This window comes from Vibrio sp. R11-SG3-ISO9, assembly GCF_059834255.1.
On the sequence record NZ_JCBDGU010000018.1, the window covers coordinates 62573 to 80414 of the forward strand.

The 17842-nt window shown below is 43.9% G+C and carries 15 protein-coding genes; 7 read left to right on the forward strand and 8 right to left on the reverse strand.

Annotated features, from left to right (window positions below; all coding sequences use genetic code 11):
- Positions 1-53: 53 nt before the first annotated feature.
- The 4 genes from AC6R05_RS06350 to AC6R05_RS06365 form a co-directional block, all read right to left on the reverse strand.
- Complete coding sequence (locus tag AC6R05_RS06350; protein ID WP_500646922.1) at positions 54-1286, reverse strand: hypothetical protein; 1233 nt, start codon at positions 1284-1286, stop codon at positions 54-56.
- A 39-nt stretch (positions 1287-1325) separates the two neighbouring features.
- The gene (locus AC6R05_RS06355) at positions 1326-2768 is read right to left on the reverse strand and encodes a hypothetical protein (protein ID WP_500646923.1); all 1443 of its coding nucleotides are present in this window, start codon (positions 2766-2768) and stop codon (positions 1326-1328) included.
- A gap of 402 nt (positions 2769-3170) precedes the next feature.
- The gene (gene yiaY, locus AC6R05_RS06360) at positions 3171-4319 is read right to left on the reverse strand and encodes an L-threonine dehydrogenase (RefSeq protein ID WP_032550357.1); all 1149 of its coding nucleotides are present in this window, start codon (positions 4317-4319) and stop codon (positions 3171-3173) included.
- 254 nt (positions 4320-4573) lie between these two features.
- On the reverse strand, positions 4574-4735 hold the full coding sequence (locus AC6R05_RS06365; protein WP_408693235.1) for a hypothetical protein: 162 nt from the start codon (positions 4733-4735) through the stop codon (positions 4574-4576).
- Between the two features lie 191 nt (positions 4736-4926).
- Here AC6R05_RS06365 and yjjG point away from each other — a divergent pair, with 191 nt between their 5' ends.
- A complete protein-coding gene (yjjG, locus tag AC6R05_RS06370) occupies positions 4927-5601 on the forward strand; it encodes a pyrimidine 5'-nucleotidase (protein WP_150868747.1) in 675 nt (224 codons plus the stop codon).
- A 103-nt stretch (positions 5602-5704) separates the two neighbouring features.
- On the opposite strand, the gene AC6R05_RS06375 is transcribed toward yjjG, so the two are convergent.
- Complete coding sequence (locus AC6R05_RS06375; RefSeq protein WP_500646924.1) at positions 5705-7873, reverse strand: sensor domain-containing diguanylate cyclase; 2169 nt, start codon at positions 7871-7873, stop codon at positions 5705-5707.
- 156 nt (positions 7874-8029) lie between these two features.
- Between AC6R05_RS06375 and yddG the strand changes: the two genes are divergently transcribed.
- Positions 8030-8971, forward strand: coding sequence for an aromatic amino acid DMT transporter YddG (yddG, locus tag AC6R05_RS06380; RefSeq protein WP_500646925.1), 942 nt, complete (start codon positions 8030-8032; stop codon positions 8969-8971).
- 19 nt (positions 8972-8990) lie between these two features.
- Here yddG and AC6R05_RS06385 read toward each other — a convergent pair whose 3' ends face one another.
- Positions 8991-9887 carry a cation diffusion facilitator family transporter gene (locus AC6R05_RS06385; protein WP_500646926.1) on the reverse strand — a complete coding sequence of 299 codons (897 nt, stop codon included), beginning with the start codon at positions 9885-9887 and terminating at the stop codon, positions 8991-8993.
- Between the two features lie 345 nt (positions 9888-10232).
- Positions 10233-11111, reverse strand: coding sequence for a LysR family transcriptional regulator (locus tag AC6R05_RS06390; protein WP_032550362.1), 879 nt, complete (start codon positions 11109-11111; stop codon positions 10233-10235).
- Between the two features lie 162 nt (positions 11112-11273).
- Here AC6R05_RS06390 and AC6R05_RS06395 point away from each other — a divergent pair, with 162 nt between their 5' ends.
- The 5 genes from AC6R05_RS06395 to AC6R05_RS06415 all read left to right on the forward strand — a co-directional run bounded on the left by AC6R05_RS06395 (position 11274) and on the right by AC6R05_RS06415 (position 16706).
- A complete protein-coding gene (locus AC6R05_RS06395; RefSeq protein ID WP_285465672.1) occupies positions 11274-11873 on the forward strand; it encodes a class I SAM-dependent DNA methyltransferase in 600 nt (199 codons plus the stop codon).
- A 186-nt stretch (positions 11874-12059) separates the two neighbouring features.
- Entirely contained in the window at positions 12060-13619 is a 1560-nt protein-coding gene (locus AC6R05_RS06400) for a YjjI family glycine radical enzyme (RefSeq protein ID WP_500646927.1), read from the forward strand.
- 22 nt (positions 13620-13641) lie between these two features.
- The gene (locus AC6R05_RS06405; RefSeq protein ID WP_500646928.1) at positions 13642-14538 is read left to right on the forward strand and encodes a YjjW family glycine radical enzyme activase; all 897 of its coding nucleotides are present in this window, start codon (positions 13642-13644) and stop codon (positions 14536-14538) included.
- Between the two features lie 392 nt (positions 14539-14930).
- Positions 14931-15422 carry a P-loop nucleotide/nucleoside kinase family protein gene (locus AC6R05_RS06410; protein WP_500646929.1) on the forward strand — a complete coding sequence of 164 codons (492 nt, stop codon included), beginning with the start codon at positions 14931-14933 and terminating at the stop codon, positions 15420-15422.
- 621 nt (positions 15423-16043) lie between these two features.
- Positions 16044-16706: a hypothetical protein gene (locus AC6R05_RS06415; protein WP_500646930.1), complete on the forward strand. Its 663-nt coding sequence runs from the start codon at positions 16044-16046 to the stop codon at positions 16704-16706.
- 337 nt (positions 16707-17043) lie between these two features.
- Here the strand turns inward: AC6R05_RS06415 and AC6R05_RS06420 are convergent.
- Positions 17044-17842: IS110 family RNA-guided transposase (locus AC6R05_RS06420; RefSeq protein WP_500646931.1), on the reverse strand; the 799-nt coding region annotated here is incomplete at its 5' end.

Sequence of the window (17842 nt, forward strand, 5' to 3'; positions counted from 1 at the left end):
GCATGCGATTGGGCATGCTCTTTTGGTTTTAACTGACGTTGTTTTATTTAGTTTTACTCCTGAGTGACTTCCATATACTGGCCATCAAGTAGCCCAGAGTAGTTATCTTTGATGAATGAGCCAGTGAGGGTACCGCCATTCTCTTCATCGACACCGTATTGACCGTGGCAACCACGTTGTAGGCTCAAGCCATTAGTATTGGACTCATCCCATTCAAAGGTGTCGGTTACGGTTAAATTACCTAGGATTTGGAACATCGAGTTAGATTCACACTCAAACACACCACTTGAAACATCGCCATCCGATACAAAAGAGCTCGCTTGAGCGATTTGAGTTTCATTGGTGATGGTTGCATCACCCCAAACTGAGATGCGCGAATTCCCCCAAGCTTCCATTTCATTACTTACGGTTAATGCATCCGCTTCGAGTACCGATCCGGATTCAACAATGACATCTTCAGCAACCAAATTAGCGACGTATATAAACGAGCTGCCAATGGCTTCAAGGGTCGTGAAGGTAACATTTTCACTGTCTACTACCAGACTAGAGTTTGCATCGGCGATAGCTTGTGCAGCTGAGCCGGTAATACTGCTACGAATATCGACACTGGCGTTTCGATTGAGGTGCAATGCGAGATTATTCACTGAACCAGAATTGACTCGTAGATAAGCGGTTCGAATTGTTACGTTGGTTTGATACTCATCGCCATCTTGTACCGCAGTTGGTAAGGTGACGTTATCAAAGCGCACAGATGAGCTGTTTCTTGCAAAAAGGGCACCCCCAATGGTGATGTCTTGAAGTCTGACACTGGATTGGCCATCAATGAAAACTGCTTCTGGTTCATCTTCAGTAGCACCAGCAAGGATACTCGCACCATCGGAGCCAACTATTTTTACGTCATTACGAACAATGAATACTGCATTACAGGCGCCTGTGACATTGTAGGTTGTTCTAGTGGTGGTATTTCTTGAATCATCCAGTGCGTCTTTTAACGCATCGGCATCTTCACCGCAATTGATAGCGACGGTAGTGTATGGGTCTGATGTAGTCCCATTTGCTTCTAAGCTGGTCACCCTTGCATCGATAGCATCGACGTTATCGTCTATTCCATCTAAGTCGGCTCCCAACGCGGTGATATCGTTGTCGAGAGCTGTGAAGTTGGCATTCACTTCACTCGCTTTTGCTGGAGTATTTGCGGTAAAGACATTTGGTACGTCAGCCAAAGCAACAGAGGTAAACGCGCTGCTAACTGCGGTGGCCAACACAAGTTTCATCGTGGTGTTCATGTTAAATTCCTTATATATCCGTATTCTTCGAACAGGCGATTATTGCCAGTTACTGTCATCCCAATTAGTACTATCCCAAGTTAATGCTGTGCTTGTTTCACAGGCATCACCGATACCGTCATTATCTGAATCGGCTTGGTCAGCGTTCGCAGTATTCATACAGTTGTCATCGAGGTTATCGACGCCATCATTATCTAAGTCACCCGAGCGAGTGCTGTCATTCGGATAATCATCATCCAGGTTGTCGTAACCATCTTCGTCGTCATCACCGGCACGGGTGTTATCATTCGGAAATTCATCGACATCGTTGTCGTAACCATCGTTATCCGTGTCGTTAGGATATTGGTCATCGTTATTGTCGATACCATCATTATCCAAATCACCGGAACGGGTAGGATCCTCTGGATATTCGTCATCTAGGTTGTCGTAACCATCTTCGTCATCATCGCCTGATCGCGTATTGTCATTCGGGAATTCATCTACGCTATTGTTGTAGCCATCATTGTCACTGTCGTTAGGATACGGGTCATCGATTTCATCAATATTGTCGTTATCTAGATCTCCAGCTTTAGTCGCATCGTTAGGGAATAGGTCGACATCATTGTTGTAGCTGTCGTTATCGCTATCATTTGGATACTTGTCTTCCAAGTTGTCGCCTAATCCATCTTCGTCAGCATCGACCCACTCGTTAGGGTTGTTTAAGAACTCGTCGACGGAATCTTTAACGCCATCGCCATCTTCATCGGCGATAACGATGTCTGCGGCGTTGCTCAAGTCATCCTTTATCTGATCTGGGGTCTTCTCATCGTCAATGGTATCGAGAATGGCTTTGATCTCTTCGTTGATACCAGCCACAACGATGGTGAATTTTCCTGCTTCTGAAGAACCTTCTTCCGTTGCTTTTTGTAAATCTTCTGGCTCTTCTGGGAGGGCGCCTAGTTCAACGATTTTTTCTGCGGCATAGGCGGCTTTTGGTGCGCCATCACCTTCCAAGAAATCACCGAGCACATCGTCAGTGTCGATGCCTAATTGAGTTGCGACTTGTTGAATTGCATCTTCTTTTGAAAGGTTCTCGTCCTGCTCTAACGTGTTGTGAACGAGTGTTGAAAGGGGAGTAATGGCTGTCTCGCCTGCCGGGGCTGACATGACATAGCTTTCGGTGACTTGGCCTTGGATTTCATCGACGGTTTGTCCAGCTAAAGCTTGAACAACAACTGGATATTGGGAGGGGTTTTCGATACCGCTGACATCTAATTCAGCAACACCGCCTTCTCCAGAGGTGGCTGTGGGCTCTCCGTTATCTAAAACGTAATTCCTATTGAGATCGAGCCAGACGGTGGCATTACGCAGATATCCATCAATGGCTGTCACACTATAAGAACTAGCACTGCTAGATGAGTCTGAATCGGAGTCGTCAAAACACCCAACCAGACCCACACTAGCAGTTAGCCCTAACACAATAGTGAGTGGGTTCTTTTTCATTAGTTCATCCTAAACTGACGTTATATTGAGTTGTTGCATAAGAAAGCTAGGAAACGAAATTCAGTTGTGCAAGGTGACTAAAATGCTCAGTTTCGTTATATGAATAATAAGGCTTGGTATGTATTGGTAGGGTTTATTGATCTTGTTGTTAATAACACTAAGACAAATAACAAGTAATTTACCGAATGGTGGCTCTGATGGGGGAATGTGGTGAACAGTAACTACGAGTTTGGAGTGTGAAAATAACAATAACCATTGTTTTAATATGTGATCTATTTCACTGCGTGTTTGTGGCTTATCCTGTCAATTATTGTGACTTTGCTCGATAAAAAAATGGGCTCACCGATGGCAAGCCCACTTTCAAACTAACATATAAAGTTTGGTATTTTATAAATTGAAGGGCTACATTGCCGCTTCAAAAATCGCTGAAATTTCTTCGTGCGTTGCTTGTTTCGGGTTAGTGAAACCACAAGCGTCTTTCAGTGCGTTGTCAGACAGTGTTGGGATGTCTTCTAGTTTCGCACCCAGTTGAGCGATACCAGCAGGAATGCCAACATCAGCCGCTAGAGTTACGATAGAAGCGATAGCTGCTTCAGCACCTTGCTCTGCCGTCATTTCTTCAACATTTACGCCCATCGCTTTAGCCACGTCACGTAGACGCTCAGGACATACTTGCGCGTTGTAGCGTTGAACGTGTGGAAGAAGAATCGCGTTACATACACCGTGTGGAAGGTCGTAGAAACCACCCAGTTGGTGCGCCATTGCGTGTACATAACCTAGAGATGCGTTGTTGAACGCCATACCAGCCATGAATTGTGCGTAAGCCATTTGCTCACGAGCTTCGATGTCGTCACCGTTGCTTACTGCTGTGCGTAGGTGCGCTTGGATAAGCTCAATCGCTTTGATTGCTACTGCATCTGTAATTGGTGTTGCTGCGATAGACACATACGCTTCGATTGCGTGAGTCAGTGCATCCATACCTGTAGCTGCAGTTAGTGATGCAGGCTTAGCAAGCATTAGCTCAGGATCGTTTACAGAGATCAGTGGCGTAGTGTGCTTATCTACGATTGCCATTTTGATGTGGCGAGCTTCATCCGTGATGATACAGAAGCGAGTCATCTCGGAAGCCGTACCAGCTGTCGTGTTGATAGCAATCAGTGGCATCATTGGTTTTTCAGATTGGTCTACGCCTTCGTAGTCAGCAATCTTGCCACCGTTAGCCGCAACTAGTGCAATACCTTTCGCACAATCGTGTGGAGAACCACCACCTAAAGAAACGACGAAGTCACACTCGTTGTTTGTTAGTAGTTCAAGGCCGTCTGTTACGTTAGCCGTTGTTGGGTTTGGTTGAGTACCATCGAACACAACTGTGTTAACGCCACGCTCTTCAAGTAGATCTTGTACTTGTTTAACAACACCGATTTGGTTCAAGATTTTGTCTGTAACGATCAGACCTTTCTTAAAACCTTGTGATTGAATGCTGTCCGCTGCGTCTTTTAAACAGCCTGTGCCCATGAAGTTGATTGTAGGGATAAAAAATGCACTAGCCATGAATTGCTCCAGTTAAATTATGATTTTTGCTTGAGTTCTATGTTGGCGATAAAGGCCTGTGGAACAATTGATCTGGGACAATTTTCGCGCCTAACTACCACTTTGTAGTTAGGGATTGTGACGTGCTTCATGAAGCAAACGGTTAGCTAGTTTCTAATGATAATTTGAATAATAATAGGTGGCGCCAACCGTACGCCATCTATATGAGAATGAATATTGTTGATGCAAGAAACACACATAAAGTTCTAATATAATTAACTTTTTGTTTTCTCGGTATCGATGGTTTCATCAATAGTTTTTTCACTGCTTACGATTTCTTGATCGGTTTCTTGTGCAGAGTTTTCACCGACGAAAGCATCGTAGTTTTTGACAAGAAAAGGTGTGAGCATGACAGACGATGGTAAGAAGTGCTTCATAATACCTCCGGTATTGAGATGTGTTTCTTGTATGTTATTAGTTTAATATGTGGCAAAATTTGCGATACATCATAAGTTGATGCGTGACTTCTATAAAAAGTCAGAACTTTCTACAAGCTCACAGTTGTGTTGAAAGTGTGCAAGATGAGGCATCGCCTCTTAAGAATGGTCAAACCCAAGTAGGATAGGTAATGAAGTACGACTGGATATTTTTTGATGCGGATGAAACGCTCTTTCACTTTGACTCTTTTAAAGGAATGAAGCTGATGTTCTCTCGTTTTGGCGTCGATTTTGACGAACAAGATTACGCGGCGTACCAAAAAGTGAACTTACCGCTATGGGTTGATTACCAAGACGGCAAAATTACTGCAGATCAGCTTAAGCACACGCGCTTTGAGTCGTGGGCGAAACAGCTAGATACAACAACAGCAGTACTTAACAGCGCTTTCTTAAATGCAATGGCCGATATCTGTACCTTGCTACCGGGGGCGAAAGAGCTGATGGATGCGCTGCAAGGCAAAGTAAAAATGGGCATCATTACCAACGGCTTTACTGAGCTGCAAGCCATTCGTTTAGAGCGAATGGGGATGACGGACTATTTTGACCATGTGGTGATTTCAGAAGAAGTAGGCGTCGCTAAGCCCGATTTCGCTATCTTTGATCATGCACATCGCATTAGTGGTGCTCCTGCCAAAGAGCGCATGCTGATGGTTGGTGATAACCCTCATTCAGATATTCTTGGTGGTATTGATTTTGGTATTGAAACTTGTTGGTTGAACGTTGACAGTAAGCCACGACCAAGTGGAATTGAGCCGCACTACCAAGTTGCATCACTGAGTGAATTAAAGGCTCTATTGCTCGCTTAATCTCAACAAAAGATGGCAGATGTTGAAGGTACCTAATTTTGAAATTGGGTACCTTTTTTATTGGAGCTTGATTGACGAATTAGGTGTTGGGTTTTGAATACCACTACATAAACGGTAGCGGGAAAGCATCACTAGGTTCTGGTGTTGTGAATTCTTCAGCATCAATGATCAGCGACCCATTTCGACCTTTATCCTTGATGGAATACAAAGCTTCATCGGCTTTTTGGATGAGTTCGGAGTCGAGTAACAAGCTCTTGGTGCTGTGATCGAAAACTGCTCCTCCGATGGATACGGTGATCCTGTCACTGCATGATGAAGCGCTGTGCTCAATGTTTCTTTGATACAGGTCTGCCATGAAGCTGCGTACTTTTTTCTCAAGTTCTGGCTTCATCATGCATTCCGTTAGGATAAGAAACTCATCACCTCCAAATCGGAACACCTTACAGTGTTCTTTGGTGAAGTGGATTCGAAGTAGGTTGGCGATCTCCTTTAATACGTCATCACCTTTTACGTGACCATAGCTGTCGTTGTACTGCTTGTAGAAATCCACATCGCACAATAAAACAGCGATCTGATTCGCTGCTTGTGGGCATTTTTGTAGCTTCTGAATCGATGAACCGAGCGAGACTCGGTTAAAGAGGCCTGTTAGAGGATCTAAGTTCGCCAAGCGATTAAGTTCTTTTTTCTGTGCCTCAAGTTGCTTTTTGTGCTGTTTATTCTGCAAGTCGACCGCGATGTACGAGCCAAGGTGCTTAATCAAAGACATATGGTAGTCCTGGTAAGCATGTGGCTGGTGGGTCTGTATCGTGAGTACTCCCAACGTCTTATGATCGAGCGTCAACGGGATCATGATAACAGATGGGTAATCCTCTTGTGTTGTACCGACAAATGCATGGGCAGTCGGGTCGTTATTGACAAGTTTTTGGAGCACTTCAGGGGAAAAACTGCCGTGTACGAAAGGCAGGTTGTTCTTAATACAATAGGTGCTCAAAGTCGACTCACCACGGCAATCGATAGTGAACGGTGGTAGCAGATTACCAAGGTCGATGAACTGCTCGTAATGGAGCTGCTCAGTCGCCTCGTCGTATAGACCCAAAGCGAGACAATCGACAGACATCAGCTTTGAAAGGTCGTTGTATAGACGGAATACCATGTCGGTAAGGTCATTGTGTGAACCAAGATACTCGCCAAATGAAGAGATCAATTCCAAGTTCTTAGCCAGTGACTGTGCGTTCTCTAGTTGGGGACGTTCAGAGTGGAGCTGATAAAGCTGAGAGATCGATTCGCTGTTACTTTCACCGTGCAGCTTGAGCGCCTTTGACTGTAAATTGAAGGCTTGCTCTAGTCGTTCACTCTTCACCGCTGCGTCACGGTTAAACTTCGACTCTTGATGCAGGATAGAGGCAAACGCCTCCAACATCTTAGCGCTTCCGAATGCTTCAACGAGAGGCAGTGCTTTTTGGATATGCGTGTCGAGATGATCAATATGCTGGTTCTCGATAGCACAACGACAATATTCAAGCAGCGCATCTAATAAGTAGAAATCATCTGATAGTTGCTCTGCACATTGAATCGCCTCGCAAAAGTGCTTAAGCGCGCGCTGTGGCTCTCCCAAGAGCTCTAAATGGGCACCGAAGGCGTTGTGATAAAAGAATTCACCGAGTGGACTGGCGTGCCGAGATAGCGTTTCGCTGTACTGCTCAAACTGCTTGATAGCCATATCAAACCGACCCAGTTTGCTGTTGGTGAACGCAAGGTTGGTTAACACTGGCGAGATCACCATCTGCTCTGGGGTTTGTGCGCTCGTTTCCCAAGCTAATTCACAGTAGTAGTGCGCTTTATGAAAATCCTCAGCTTCGAGAAAGATATAGCCTAAGTTCGCGTAGATTCGCGCAAGCAAGTAAGGGCTATCAATGTGTTTGCACTCAGAAGCCTTAGTCAATTCAACAATGGCTTCGGTGAAATTTCCTGAACGAATCATGGCGATACCCAAACCATATTCGATGTAATATTTCAGGATCAAAGAGGGTGAACCATCGGCTTTATTCAGAGCTTGACTAAGATAGACAAGCGCTTGTTTAACCTTGCCTTTTCTCAATACACAAAAACCGTCTACAAACAGTTTTATAGAGCTGGGGATGGTTTTATCTTGTCGAACTGCTTCTGCATCCATCGCTTTTTTGACTTGGCCGATAGCCCCTGCGCCTTGAGAAGCAATGACTTCTTTTAATTGCAGGTCTAGGTAGTGAGTAAAGCTATCGGTATAGTTCATTAAAGTAATAGGGATTGAATAAATATAATTATATTGTACGAAGTGTTGTTTATTTTAGGAAGTCTTATTTTGTTTTTTCTATCAATTAGCCAAGTTTCTGGTTTATGCTCGCCATTTAGGAAATGGCTTAAGTTGGCTTTGTAAAAAGGTAATCAAGTGTTAAAGACTCATCGTTACAGTTGTTATGGCGTGATGGCCATTCTATTGTGGAGCTGCTTAATCGCGCTCTCACGCAGTGTATCTGAACAGTTAGGACCGATTGGAGGGGCCGCCAGCCTTTATACGGTGAGTTCGATCCTGTTGGTCTTTACCATGGGGTTACCGAAGATTTCGCGCTTCTCTAAATCGTATTTGCTGATTGGAGGCTCGCTTTTCGTCTGCTACGAGATATTTTTGGCTCTTGCACTGGGCATGGCGAATAGCCGTCATCAAGCCATCGAAATGGCCGTCATTAACTACTTATGGCCTGCGTTAACAGTACTGTTTGCCGTTTTACTCAGTAAGAAGAAAACCAACTTATTGGTTTATCCAAGTATCGTCCTTGCTTTCTTTGGTGTTGCTTGGAGTATCAGTGGCGACCAAGGCCTCTCGGTACAACAGATTGCCGCTAACGTCGCGACGAACCCGCTGACCTATTCCATGGCATTCTTTGGTGCGATTATCTGGGCAGTGTATTGCAACTACACACAGCGCGTGGCGAAAGGTCAGAATGCGATCGTATTGTTCTTTATCGCAACGGCCGTAACGCTATGGATTAAATATGGGTTAAGTGACGAACCAGCGATGGTGATGACAACGAGTGCTGCTATCGATCTTGTTTTGGCGGGCGCGGCAATGGGAGCGGGTTATGCGTTGTGGAACACGGCGATACTCGGCGGAAACATGGTGTTTCTCGCAACCATGTCTTACTTTACGCCAATCTTCGCGACGCTATTCTCTTCAATGCTGCTTGGTCTGTCACTCACAGTCACTTTCTTGCAAGGCGTGTGCATGGTGACCATTGGTTCATTGGCGTGCTGGTGGGTAACAAGAGAAAAGCCGACACGGAAAGCGTCGGCTAAATCAGAGAGTAGTGATATCGAACAAGCGAAGACCTAGTTGTGATTTGCTTCTTGTTCTAACTAGCAATGCTCAAGTTGAGTTTCAGCTCATAAGGCATTTTTGATAGGCGTCGCTTCAGCAAGCGGCGCGTCTTTTCAATATCATTGACCGCAATGGTTTCTTGGTTATTGGTGTGGATATCAACGTTGATTCGCAGCTCTTGACCAACTTTCGTTACGCCTTTCAGCTCTAGGTTTTGTTCCGCTTCCTTATCAACAGCGATAACGTTCTCGTCAACCTTTTCACAAATCTCTTTGTTTGCTGACATCATCAGCAGTTCACGCATTGCTTGTTTAAGCATATCGAATGGCACTTTGATGAAGTAGAACGACATCAGAACCATCATCATCGGGTCTGCATACACGGCAAACTCGGCGTAAGGTGACAAAGTGATTAACCACGCTGCAACGAAACCTGCAGTAACCGCCACACTCAATAATGTATCCATCTGCCACTGTTTCGATTCTGCTTCAATCAAACCTGAAGAGAATGACTTACTTTTGTTGGCGATGTACCACCATGCGTAACCACAACCCAGTACGTTCAACGCACCAAAGATGGTCGCGATTGAAGCGTCGACTTCACGACCGCCGGTCATTAGCGCACCAACGGCAGAGTAAAGTGAATAACCTACAACGATAAGAATTACAGCGGCTTTAAAAGCGATAACGATAGGTTCAATAATCGCACGACCAAAAGGAAAGTTAGAGTCTGATGGGCGATTAATGTACTTCGATGCAGCTAGTGACAATAAAGTTAACAGTAAACTGATCAGCGAATAAACACCGTCGAATACGATGACGAGGGAACCAACAATTAAGCCTAGTGCCAAACCTCCCAATGCAAAGCCAGATGCAAGAAGGGCTGAGAACATTAATACTCGATTTTCGTTTTGGTTTGTCCTGTCACACATAATGATTTCCTAGTGTCTTCGATATCTTCATTGTTCTAATACTGAGCGAGTTTTACAAACTCAATCTGCCTTCACGCAAATTCGAAAATGTAGTATTTATTAATTATTAAGTTAAATCAGCAGGTTAGGTTGAATTTTTCCTGTCACAATTTTTGACGCTGACTGATGTCGATAAGGATAGTTTGAAGAGTACTAAAGGGATGTGCGTCTTAAATAACAAACGCAGTCAATAGCTATTGCACCGACATTGATGGTGTTGATGAGCACTAAGCGTGATTAATGCTCATCGAAATCGAAAAGAGATTAAATGAAGTGTCTGACGGAGGGCGAGATATAGCCTGACATTTAAAAATCAAACAGATAGTCGCTGATCTTGTCCGCTAGCCAGTTCATCCCTGGGTGCTCCGCCATACCTGCCGCAGTAAACATACAGTAATCTTCTTGAGTTAAACCGTAAGTATGTTTAATCACAGATAGTTTTTGTTCGCGGAGTAGGTGACGAATCAACGGCTCTGGCATTACGCCCCAAGCATCTTCACGCATGATGGTATCGAGCATGTAATCGAAGCTCGAAAATCCTATGTAGCGGCGCGAGAACGGGTCAAGTACAGGGTTGTCTTTCTCGTTGAGGTAAACCATGGTCGCTTGCATCGAGTTACGTAGAACTTCGTCAGAGACTCGGCGCATTTGGCTCAGTGCGTGTCCTTTTTGGCAAACCGACATCATTCGAATCTTACCCAGCGGGTTGTAGAGGATCCTCGGGTCATCAACACGTTCGTAATCGACACCAAAGGCAAAGTCGACCTGTTGGGTTTCAACAAGGTTGGCCAAATCACCACTCGAAGCCAGAACAATATTGAATGAGGTCGAAGGGTAGCGGTTGTTCAGCTTATGCGATAGGTCTTGCCACATCTCATCGGGAAGTGAGTCGTCACGTGCTATCCAAATCTCGGCGTTAAACTCACCAGAAACATGCAAACAAGTCTGCTTTATGCGAGCAGCCGTGACCAACATGCCTTCGCAATCCTTGTAGATAGCTTTTCCCGCTTCAGACAATTCAACGTGGTTGCCACTGCGAATGAACAGTTCAACATCCAGCTCTTTCTCAAGTGCTTTGATCGACATGCTGAGCTTAGTACGGTTGCATTCGAGCTGGCGTGCAGCCTCTGACACTGAGCCGAGGTCTGCCACGGAACAAAACGCTTGGATTTGAGACAAGTTCATAGATTTTCCGGAATGAGCGAGAATCGTAAGATTTATATGTGAATATTGTGCTGATTCTCTTAGAAATAGTCCATCATTGCATGATAACTCTATGACGAACGGGTCAATTTAGTTTAATCTGAGAGGGTTCCGAACGTACAAGAAGTAAAGATGGAGGCCATGATGGCGAAACAATGGGACGAGTACGCAAAAGACTGGGATAAAGAACCTGCAACGGCTGAATTCGCAAAAGCCGTATTTGACCAGTTGAGCCAGCTCGTTGATCTAGACGGAACCCGTGTCCTTGATTTTGGTTGTGGCACAGGTCTGCTTAGCCAAAAAGTGTCCCCTTTTGCAAAAGAGATTATTGCTTTAGATTTCTCTGAAGCCATGATTGAAGAACTCGACAAAAAAGAGCTACCCAACGTAGAGCCCGTTGTTGATATTCTTTCTCGTGGTTTAGCAGCTCAACACCCTGCATTTCGAAAGCAATTTGATGTCGTAGTCGCTTCGTCTGTGTGTGGCTTTATCCCGAATCTGCAAGATACGGTGAGTTTGATTTACACACTTCTAGAAGAAGATGGACTGTTTGTTCACTGGGATTGGTGTGTAGAGAGCGATGACGAAGCGTCTGGTTTAACACTGAGTCGCTCAGAGAACGTGTTAATGGCGGCAGGCTTCTCAGACGTAGAAGTATCAGTACCGTTTTCGATTGATACCCCTCAGGGTAAATTAAAGGTACTTATGGGCGTTGGACGCAAGCAGTCTTACCACCCATACTAAATCACGCTAATGCGTTGAAACTAAAAGATAGACTAAACCCATGCTGTTTTGCAGTGTGGGTTTTCTTTTGGGCGTTACATTAAACGGTGGTTTTCCATAATGGAAATGTTTAATTGATTAAATTTCAATAGTGGAAAAGTGATTGCTCTTTTAAAATAAGACCATATAAATATAAAGGGTTTTATCATGAGCCACCAAACAACGTCATCACCAATGCCTGAACTTCAGCAACGTTTCCACAATATTATTTCGGATGCCAACCTTTCACCTAAGCAGAAGTCGAGCTATTTAGCGCTAGAAGCGGAAGCAAGCCTACCGTATATGCCAATCAGCCAAGAAGCTGAACAAGCACTCAAAGACGGGGTGCTGTGTGACATGTTTGAAGGCCATGCGCCGTTTAAGCCGCGCTACGTCTTACCAGACTATTCTAAATACTTACATCAAGGCTCAGAGTATTTAGAACTCAGCGCGGCGACCAATTTAGATGAAGCGCTCAACATGTTGACGATCATCTATCACCATGTGCCATCAGTTACCTCAATTCCTGTGTACCTTGGTCAACTGGACGATGTGTTAATGCCTTTCGTTGGCGATCTAACAGACGAACAGATCTATCAAAAACTAAAACTGTTCTGGATTATGCTGGACCGCACACTCCCAGATGCGTTTATGCATGTGAATATCGGCCCTGCAGATAACATCATCTGTCGCACTATTTTGCGAGTAGACGCTGAGCTTAAGCAGATCGCGCCTAACTTAACCTTTATGTACGACCCTGCAGTGACACCTGATGATCTTTTGCGTCAAGCAGCGAGCAACATCTGTGAATGCAGTAAACCTCATATCGCAAACTATCCAGTACACGCGAGTGCTTACGGTGATAAGCGCTTTGGAATCGTGAGTTGCTATAACTCTCTGCCGCTTGCTGGTGGCTCAAATACCTTGGTCCGTATGAACTTAAAAGAGGTCGCGCTAAAGTCTAAAGACAGCGTCGATTTTCTACAGCGAGTACTGCCAACATACGCCAACGTTATGGTTGAGCTGATGGATGCTCGCAGTCGTTTCCTTCATGAAGAGTCGAATTTCTTTGAAGGCTTCTTGACGAAAGAGGGCTTGATTGAGGAAGCGCGTTTCGCTCCTATGTTCGGTATCTATGGCATGGCGGAAGCCGTCAACATCCTGATGGAGAAAGAAGGTGTTGAAGCTAAGTACGGGCACGACGAAGCCGCCAACACACTTGGTCACACCATCTCTGAAAAGCTTGCAGAGATCGTTGAATCCTCGCCAGTTCAGTATGGATTAAATGGTAAAGCACTGCTGCACGCACAAGGCGGTATTAGTCTTGATAAAGATGTAACTCCAGGTGTTCGTATTCCTTACGGAACTGAGCCGGATCCGGTCTCTTACGTACGAGCAACCGCAGGTCATCATAAGTTCTACACATCAGGCATCAGTGACATCTTAACGATTGATGAGACCGTTAAATCCAACCCTGAGGCGATGTTCAACCTATGTAAAGGCGCGATTCAAGCGGGTTATCGTGAGTTTACTGCAAACGTTGCGTCTAACGATTTGGTGCGTGTCACGGGGTACATGATTAAGCTATCTGATATCGCAAAATATGACGATGAGGGTTCTCGTACCAATACCACTTTCTTGGGCGCAGAGGCGGCAAAAAATACCGGTATTCTGGAGCGTAAACCACGTGTGGCGAGCTTAGAAATGTCACCTACCTACGAACAATAAATTTTCTGATCTAACGACTCACATGGCTAGGGTTACTAAAAATATAAAGGCAGAAAAACAAGCGAAGGTCAGCCGTGTGCTGACCTTTTCTTGTGTTGACGGGCCGGGAAATCGCTTGGTGTTGTTTCTACAAGGGTGCAACTTTGATTGCATCACTTGTCATAACCCTCACACCATCAATCACTGCAACCATTGTGGTGATTGTGTTCCTGAATGCCCAAGTGAAGCGCTAACTCAAAATAGCGATTCAGGAACGGTTACTTGGCATCCGGAAAAATGTACACATTGTGACAGGTGCATTGATGTGTGCAGTCATAAGTCGAGCCCGAAGATATCACTGATGACCGTTTCCGATGTTCTTGAAATCGCAAGAGAAAATCAGTTCTTCTTGAGCGGAGTTACCATCTCAGGCGGTGAAGCGACAATGCAGCTGCCGTTTATTATTGAACTCTTTAAAGCAATCAAAACGGACTCTCAGCTTTCTCATTTAACCTGTTTTATTGATAGTAATGGCTCACTTTCTCCGGAAGGCTGGAGTAGGGTTCTACCGTACCTTGATGGTGCAATGATCGACCTAAAATCATGGCAAAATGAAACTCATCAATGGTTAGTTGGACGCGAGAATCACCGCGTACTCTCTTCAATCAGCTTCTTAGCGGAACATCAAAAGCTACATGAAGTTCGTTTATTGCATATCCCCGGAAAAAGCGACTTAGATACAGAAGTCGAACAGGTAGGGCGTTACCTTAGTTCGTTGCCAGAAACCGTAGCGATTCGTCTCAATGCGTTTCAGCATCATGGTGTGATAGGGGAAGCCTTAAACTGGTCAAAATGCACTAAGCAACAAATGAATGAGTTTCATGACCAGTTATTCGCTTACGTCCAGCGACCAATGCTGACACCGCAAGTCTATACCTAAACTCACTTTTGCCCCTACAAAGCCTACTACCAAGTTCATGGCTGATTTACTTACCATCTTTACTTTCATTTCTGTATATCTAGACAGTTTATTAAATTTGAAGGTTGTTTGAATATGGAAAATGGCATGTTTTATTGAATTTTTAGTCTCACTTTGTCGATGGTTATTTTTGTAAGTTGTGGTTTCTTAATGGTTCTATGACTTTCATACCTTGGATAACACGCATTGTTAAAAAGTGATAACACGTCGGCGCGTTTTTATGTGAGGGTAGAGTACAAAACTCGATGTATTTTCTATAATTTTTAGTGGCTTATGGTAATTTAATCGAAAGTCGGGCAGGTGGAAAAACGAGACTTCCTGTTATTAAGAATGTTATAAGCTAAAGGGGAATTATGACCAAAATTTATTTCGTGTGTGGTTTTGTTGGTTCTGGTAAAACAACTTATTCCAAAGAGCTTGCAGATAAGCACGGGGCTTTTCGTTTTTCAATTGATGAATGGATGATTCCTCTATACGGCGAGCATATGGAGCGTGAAGTGTTTAATAGCCGCTTGGCTACACTCCAAGAGTTGTTTAAAGATTCCGCGCTTCAATTATTTTCTCTCGGTATACCAGCTATTTTCGATTTTGGCTTTTGGCGGAAAGAAGATCGCAGTGCTTTTGTTGATTGGGCATCGGAAAAGGGTATTGCAAGCGAAGTACATTATCTCGATGTCGCATTTGAAACTTGCAAACAGAGGGCATCTGAACGTAATTCAAACTTAAATGGCAAGTCGTATAAAATGACACCTGAAATGTTGGAATTGTTCTGGTCTTGGTTTGAAATACCAGATCCAAATGAAAGTGTGGTTTGGGTTCATCGGGATACTCAACCACGCTTATAACAAAGCATTTAAGACGGATTCCCAACGCTCGGCATTTTCAGTTTGCTTTGAATTTGGTGTTTACGGCACTATGGTTTAGGTTCTGTGGTCGTGCGTTGCTCACCACTTAATGCGGCGTTATGTGTCTTGGTCAGGATTGCGTCGGGCCAGCTACTTAAAATGAGATAATATCCGCTTTTAAATGAATTACAGGGAGTGTAAATGAAAAAAGTCGAGCGATTTGAGTCACTAATCAGAATCATGGATGTGGTTATAACATGTCTAGCAGTACTAATAGTGGCAGTTGGTATCTTTTCCACTGTCTTGCATGGAATTCAACTAGGTATTGGAGCTCTCGTCTCTGGGATAATGCTATGGATAGCCAAATTTTTCATATGTGGCATATCATATACATTGATTCAGATAGCAAAGAACACTGCTCCAAAAGCTTCGGATGAAAACACATAACAAACTGCTCAAGAGGGATTCGCAACGCGTGGCATTTTAACCATGCGTTGATTTTAATGTTTAAGGTGGTATGCAGTGGCTTCAGTATTGCGTTGCTCACCCCTTAGCAGGGCGTTAGATTTTATATTTTAGTTGAGTTGTTAAGTTTAGATAATGAATGAGAGAGTTTGTATCGTGAGTCGGTTTATAGACAAAGTAAAGAGGAATCCTAAAAATTCTTTAGTGATGGCTGTAGCATTTGTGGTGGCTATTTTGTTTTTCACTTTTACCGAAAATTACAAAGCAGCCTTTGTTGGTAATATAATTCCAGAGTTAGTTGGGGTTGCAATAGAACTTGTTTTAATCATGGTTGCTTTAGACTTGATTGTTAAGAAACAAGAGAGAGAGAAGAATAAAAAGTTAGAACAAAGAGCACGTGAGTATTTAAGATTTATAATTGTTAATTTACTTAAGAACAAATCAATTTTTGAACGTGCAGTTAAGATTGAACCTAGATTAAAAAGTTTTGAGAATAACCCGCGAGACTATGAGTTCCTTTCTCAAGAGAGAGAGTTAAACCAAGCAATAATAGAGGCGATCCAAAAATCTCTAGATGGGCTAGAGAGTGAATCGGTTATCTCACACATCAAAACTCATATACGATTAGATTTACCTGCGTTTCACTCTCTTACTCCTGTTATTGCACAAGTCAGTGGAAAGCACCTCAAAAAGTGGGGGCGGATTTTATACTTTATGACTTTAATTGATGAAAAAGATGACACAATTAAAAATATGAAAGTGATTTTAGGCAAGATTATTGAGTTTGATTTGGAAACTTCGAGGCTTTATAAAATCTAACAAACTGTTTAAGAGTGATTCGCAACGCGTGGCATTTTTGCTATGCGTTGCGACTAGTGTTTAAGGTGGTATGCGGCAGCTTTTGTATTGCGTTGCTCACATATATGGTCTCCCCCAGTTTTGCAAGTCAGTAGCATGATTCAAAGCGCAGGTTAACTACCATATATACGGCCTGTTTTAGCGGCTGTCGCCTTGGCCAAGATGAGGCAGTCGAACACGAAGTCCTAATCACCTTATCGACTTAAAAAGCCAGTGTGAGAAGAAGGTTTTCAACGTGTAGGATTTATCCTGTTATTCATCTCACTACGTACTTTGCAAAGGGTTGGTGATACTTGTTTTATACTGGTTGATACTCTTCATTTTTGGTGGTGATAGCCCATGCTATTCGCATGAGCTTGTTAGCGAGAGCGACCGCAGCTCCATTTGGACCTCGTCGCTCTTGGAGTTCTAACATCCATTTACTGAGTTTGTCGGATTTAAATTTAGCGCGCCTCAACGCGGCTCTCTCCCCATGTACGAGTAATGAGCGGATGTAGGTGTTGCCTTGTTTTGTTATCCCAAGAAGAATGATTTTGTCGCCGCTTGTTTCTTGTTTGGGTACTAGCCCCATCGCAGCGGATGCATCTCTGCCTGTTCTGAACTGTTGTCCAGAACCAAGCCATACTGCAACGGCTTGACTGGTAAGGGGGCCAAAGCCAGGAATAGACATGAGTCGCTTTGTGTTTTCGAACTGCTTGGCGGTTTGGTTAAGTTTATCGTCGAACCATTTGACCTGTTCGTCGATGTATAAATATCGTTCGTATTGATGCGACAACAGCTCTCTCAATATATAAGACAGTTGGTTTTCATCGTTCTCGAGTATTTCGGGTATGGCTTTTCTGAAGGCTGTGGCTCCTTTGGGCATGATGATGGCGTATTCAGAGATAAGGCCACGCACTTGATTAACGATACGAGTTCTTTCAGTGACGAGTAGACGTCTCATTCGAATAAGAGATTGGATGGCTTGTTGTTCGAGGGATTTTATGGGCACAAAGCGAGTTGAGGATCGTTGAACAGCTTCGCAAATAGCAACAGCATCATTAAGGTCGTTCTTTCCCTTAGTTCGATAAGGAATTACGTATCTAACAGCCATAATG

Excerpts from the sequence above, each read along its gene's own strand:
- AC6R05_RS06350 (WP_500646922.1), bottom strand. The coding sequence starts at position 1,286 with ATGAACACCACGATGAAACTTGTGTTGGCCACCGCAGTTAGCAGCGCG.
- AC6R05_RS06355 (WP_500646923.1), bottom strand. The coding sequence starts at position 2,768 with ATGAAAAAGAACCCACTCACTATTGTGTTAGGGCTAACTGCTAGTGTG.
- yiaY (WP_032550357.1), bottom strand. The coding sequence starts at position 4,319 with ATGGCTAGTGCATTTTTTATCCCTACAATCAACTTCATGGGCACAGGC.
- AC6R05_RS06365 (WP_408693235.1), bottom strand. The coding sequence starts at position 4,735 with ATGAAGCACTTCTTACCATCGTCTGTCATGCTCACACCTTTTCTTGTC.
- yjjG (WP_150868747.1), top strand. The coding sequence starts at position 4,927 with ATGAAGTACGACTGGATATTTTTTGATGCGGATGAAACGCTCTTTCAC.
- AC6R05_RS06375 (WP_500646924.1), bottom strand. The coding sequence starts at position 7,873 with ATGAACTATACCGATAGCTTTACTCACTACCTAGACCTGCAATTAAAA.
- AC6R05_RS06385 (WP_500646926.1), bottom strand. The coding sequence starts at position 9,887 with ATGTGTGACAGGACAAACCAAAACGAAAATCGAGTATTAATGTTCTCA.
- AC6R05_RS06390 (WP_032550362.1), bottom strand. The coding sequence starts at position 11,111 with ATGAACTTGTCTCAAATCCAAGCGTTTTGTTCCGTGGCAGACCTCGGC.
- AC6R05_RS06395 (WP_285465672.1), top strand. The coding sequence starts at position 11,274 with ATGGCGAAACAATGGGACGAGTACGCAAAAGACTGGGATAAAGAACCT.
- AC6R05_RS06400 (WP_500646927.1), top strand. The coding sequence starts at position 12,060 with ATGAGCCACCAAACAACGTCATCACCAATGCCTGAACTTCAGCAACGT.
- AC6R05_RS06405 (WP_500646928.1), top strand. The coding sequence starts at position 13,642 with ATGGCTAGGGTTACTAAAAATATAAAGGCAGAAAAACAAGCGAAGGTC.
- AC6R05_RS06410 (WP_500646929.1), top strand. The coding sequence starts at position 14,931 with ATGACCAAAATTTATTTCGTGTGTGGTTTTGTTGGTTCTGGTAAAACA.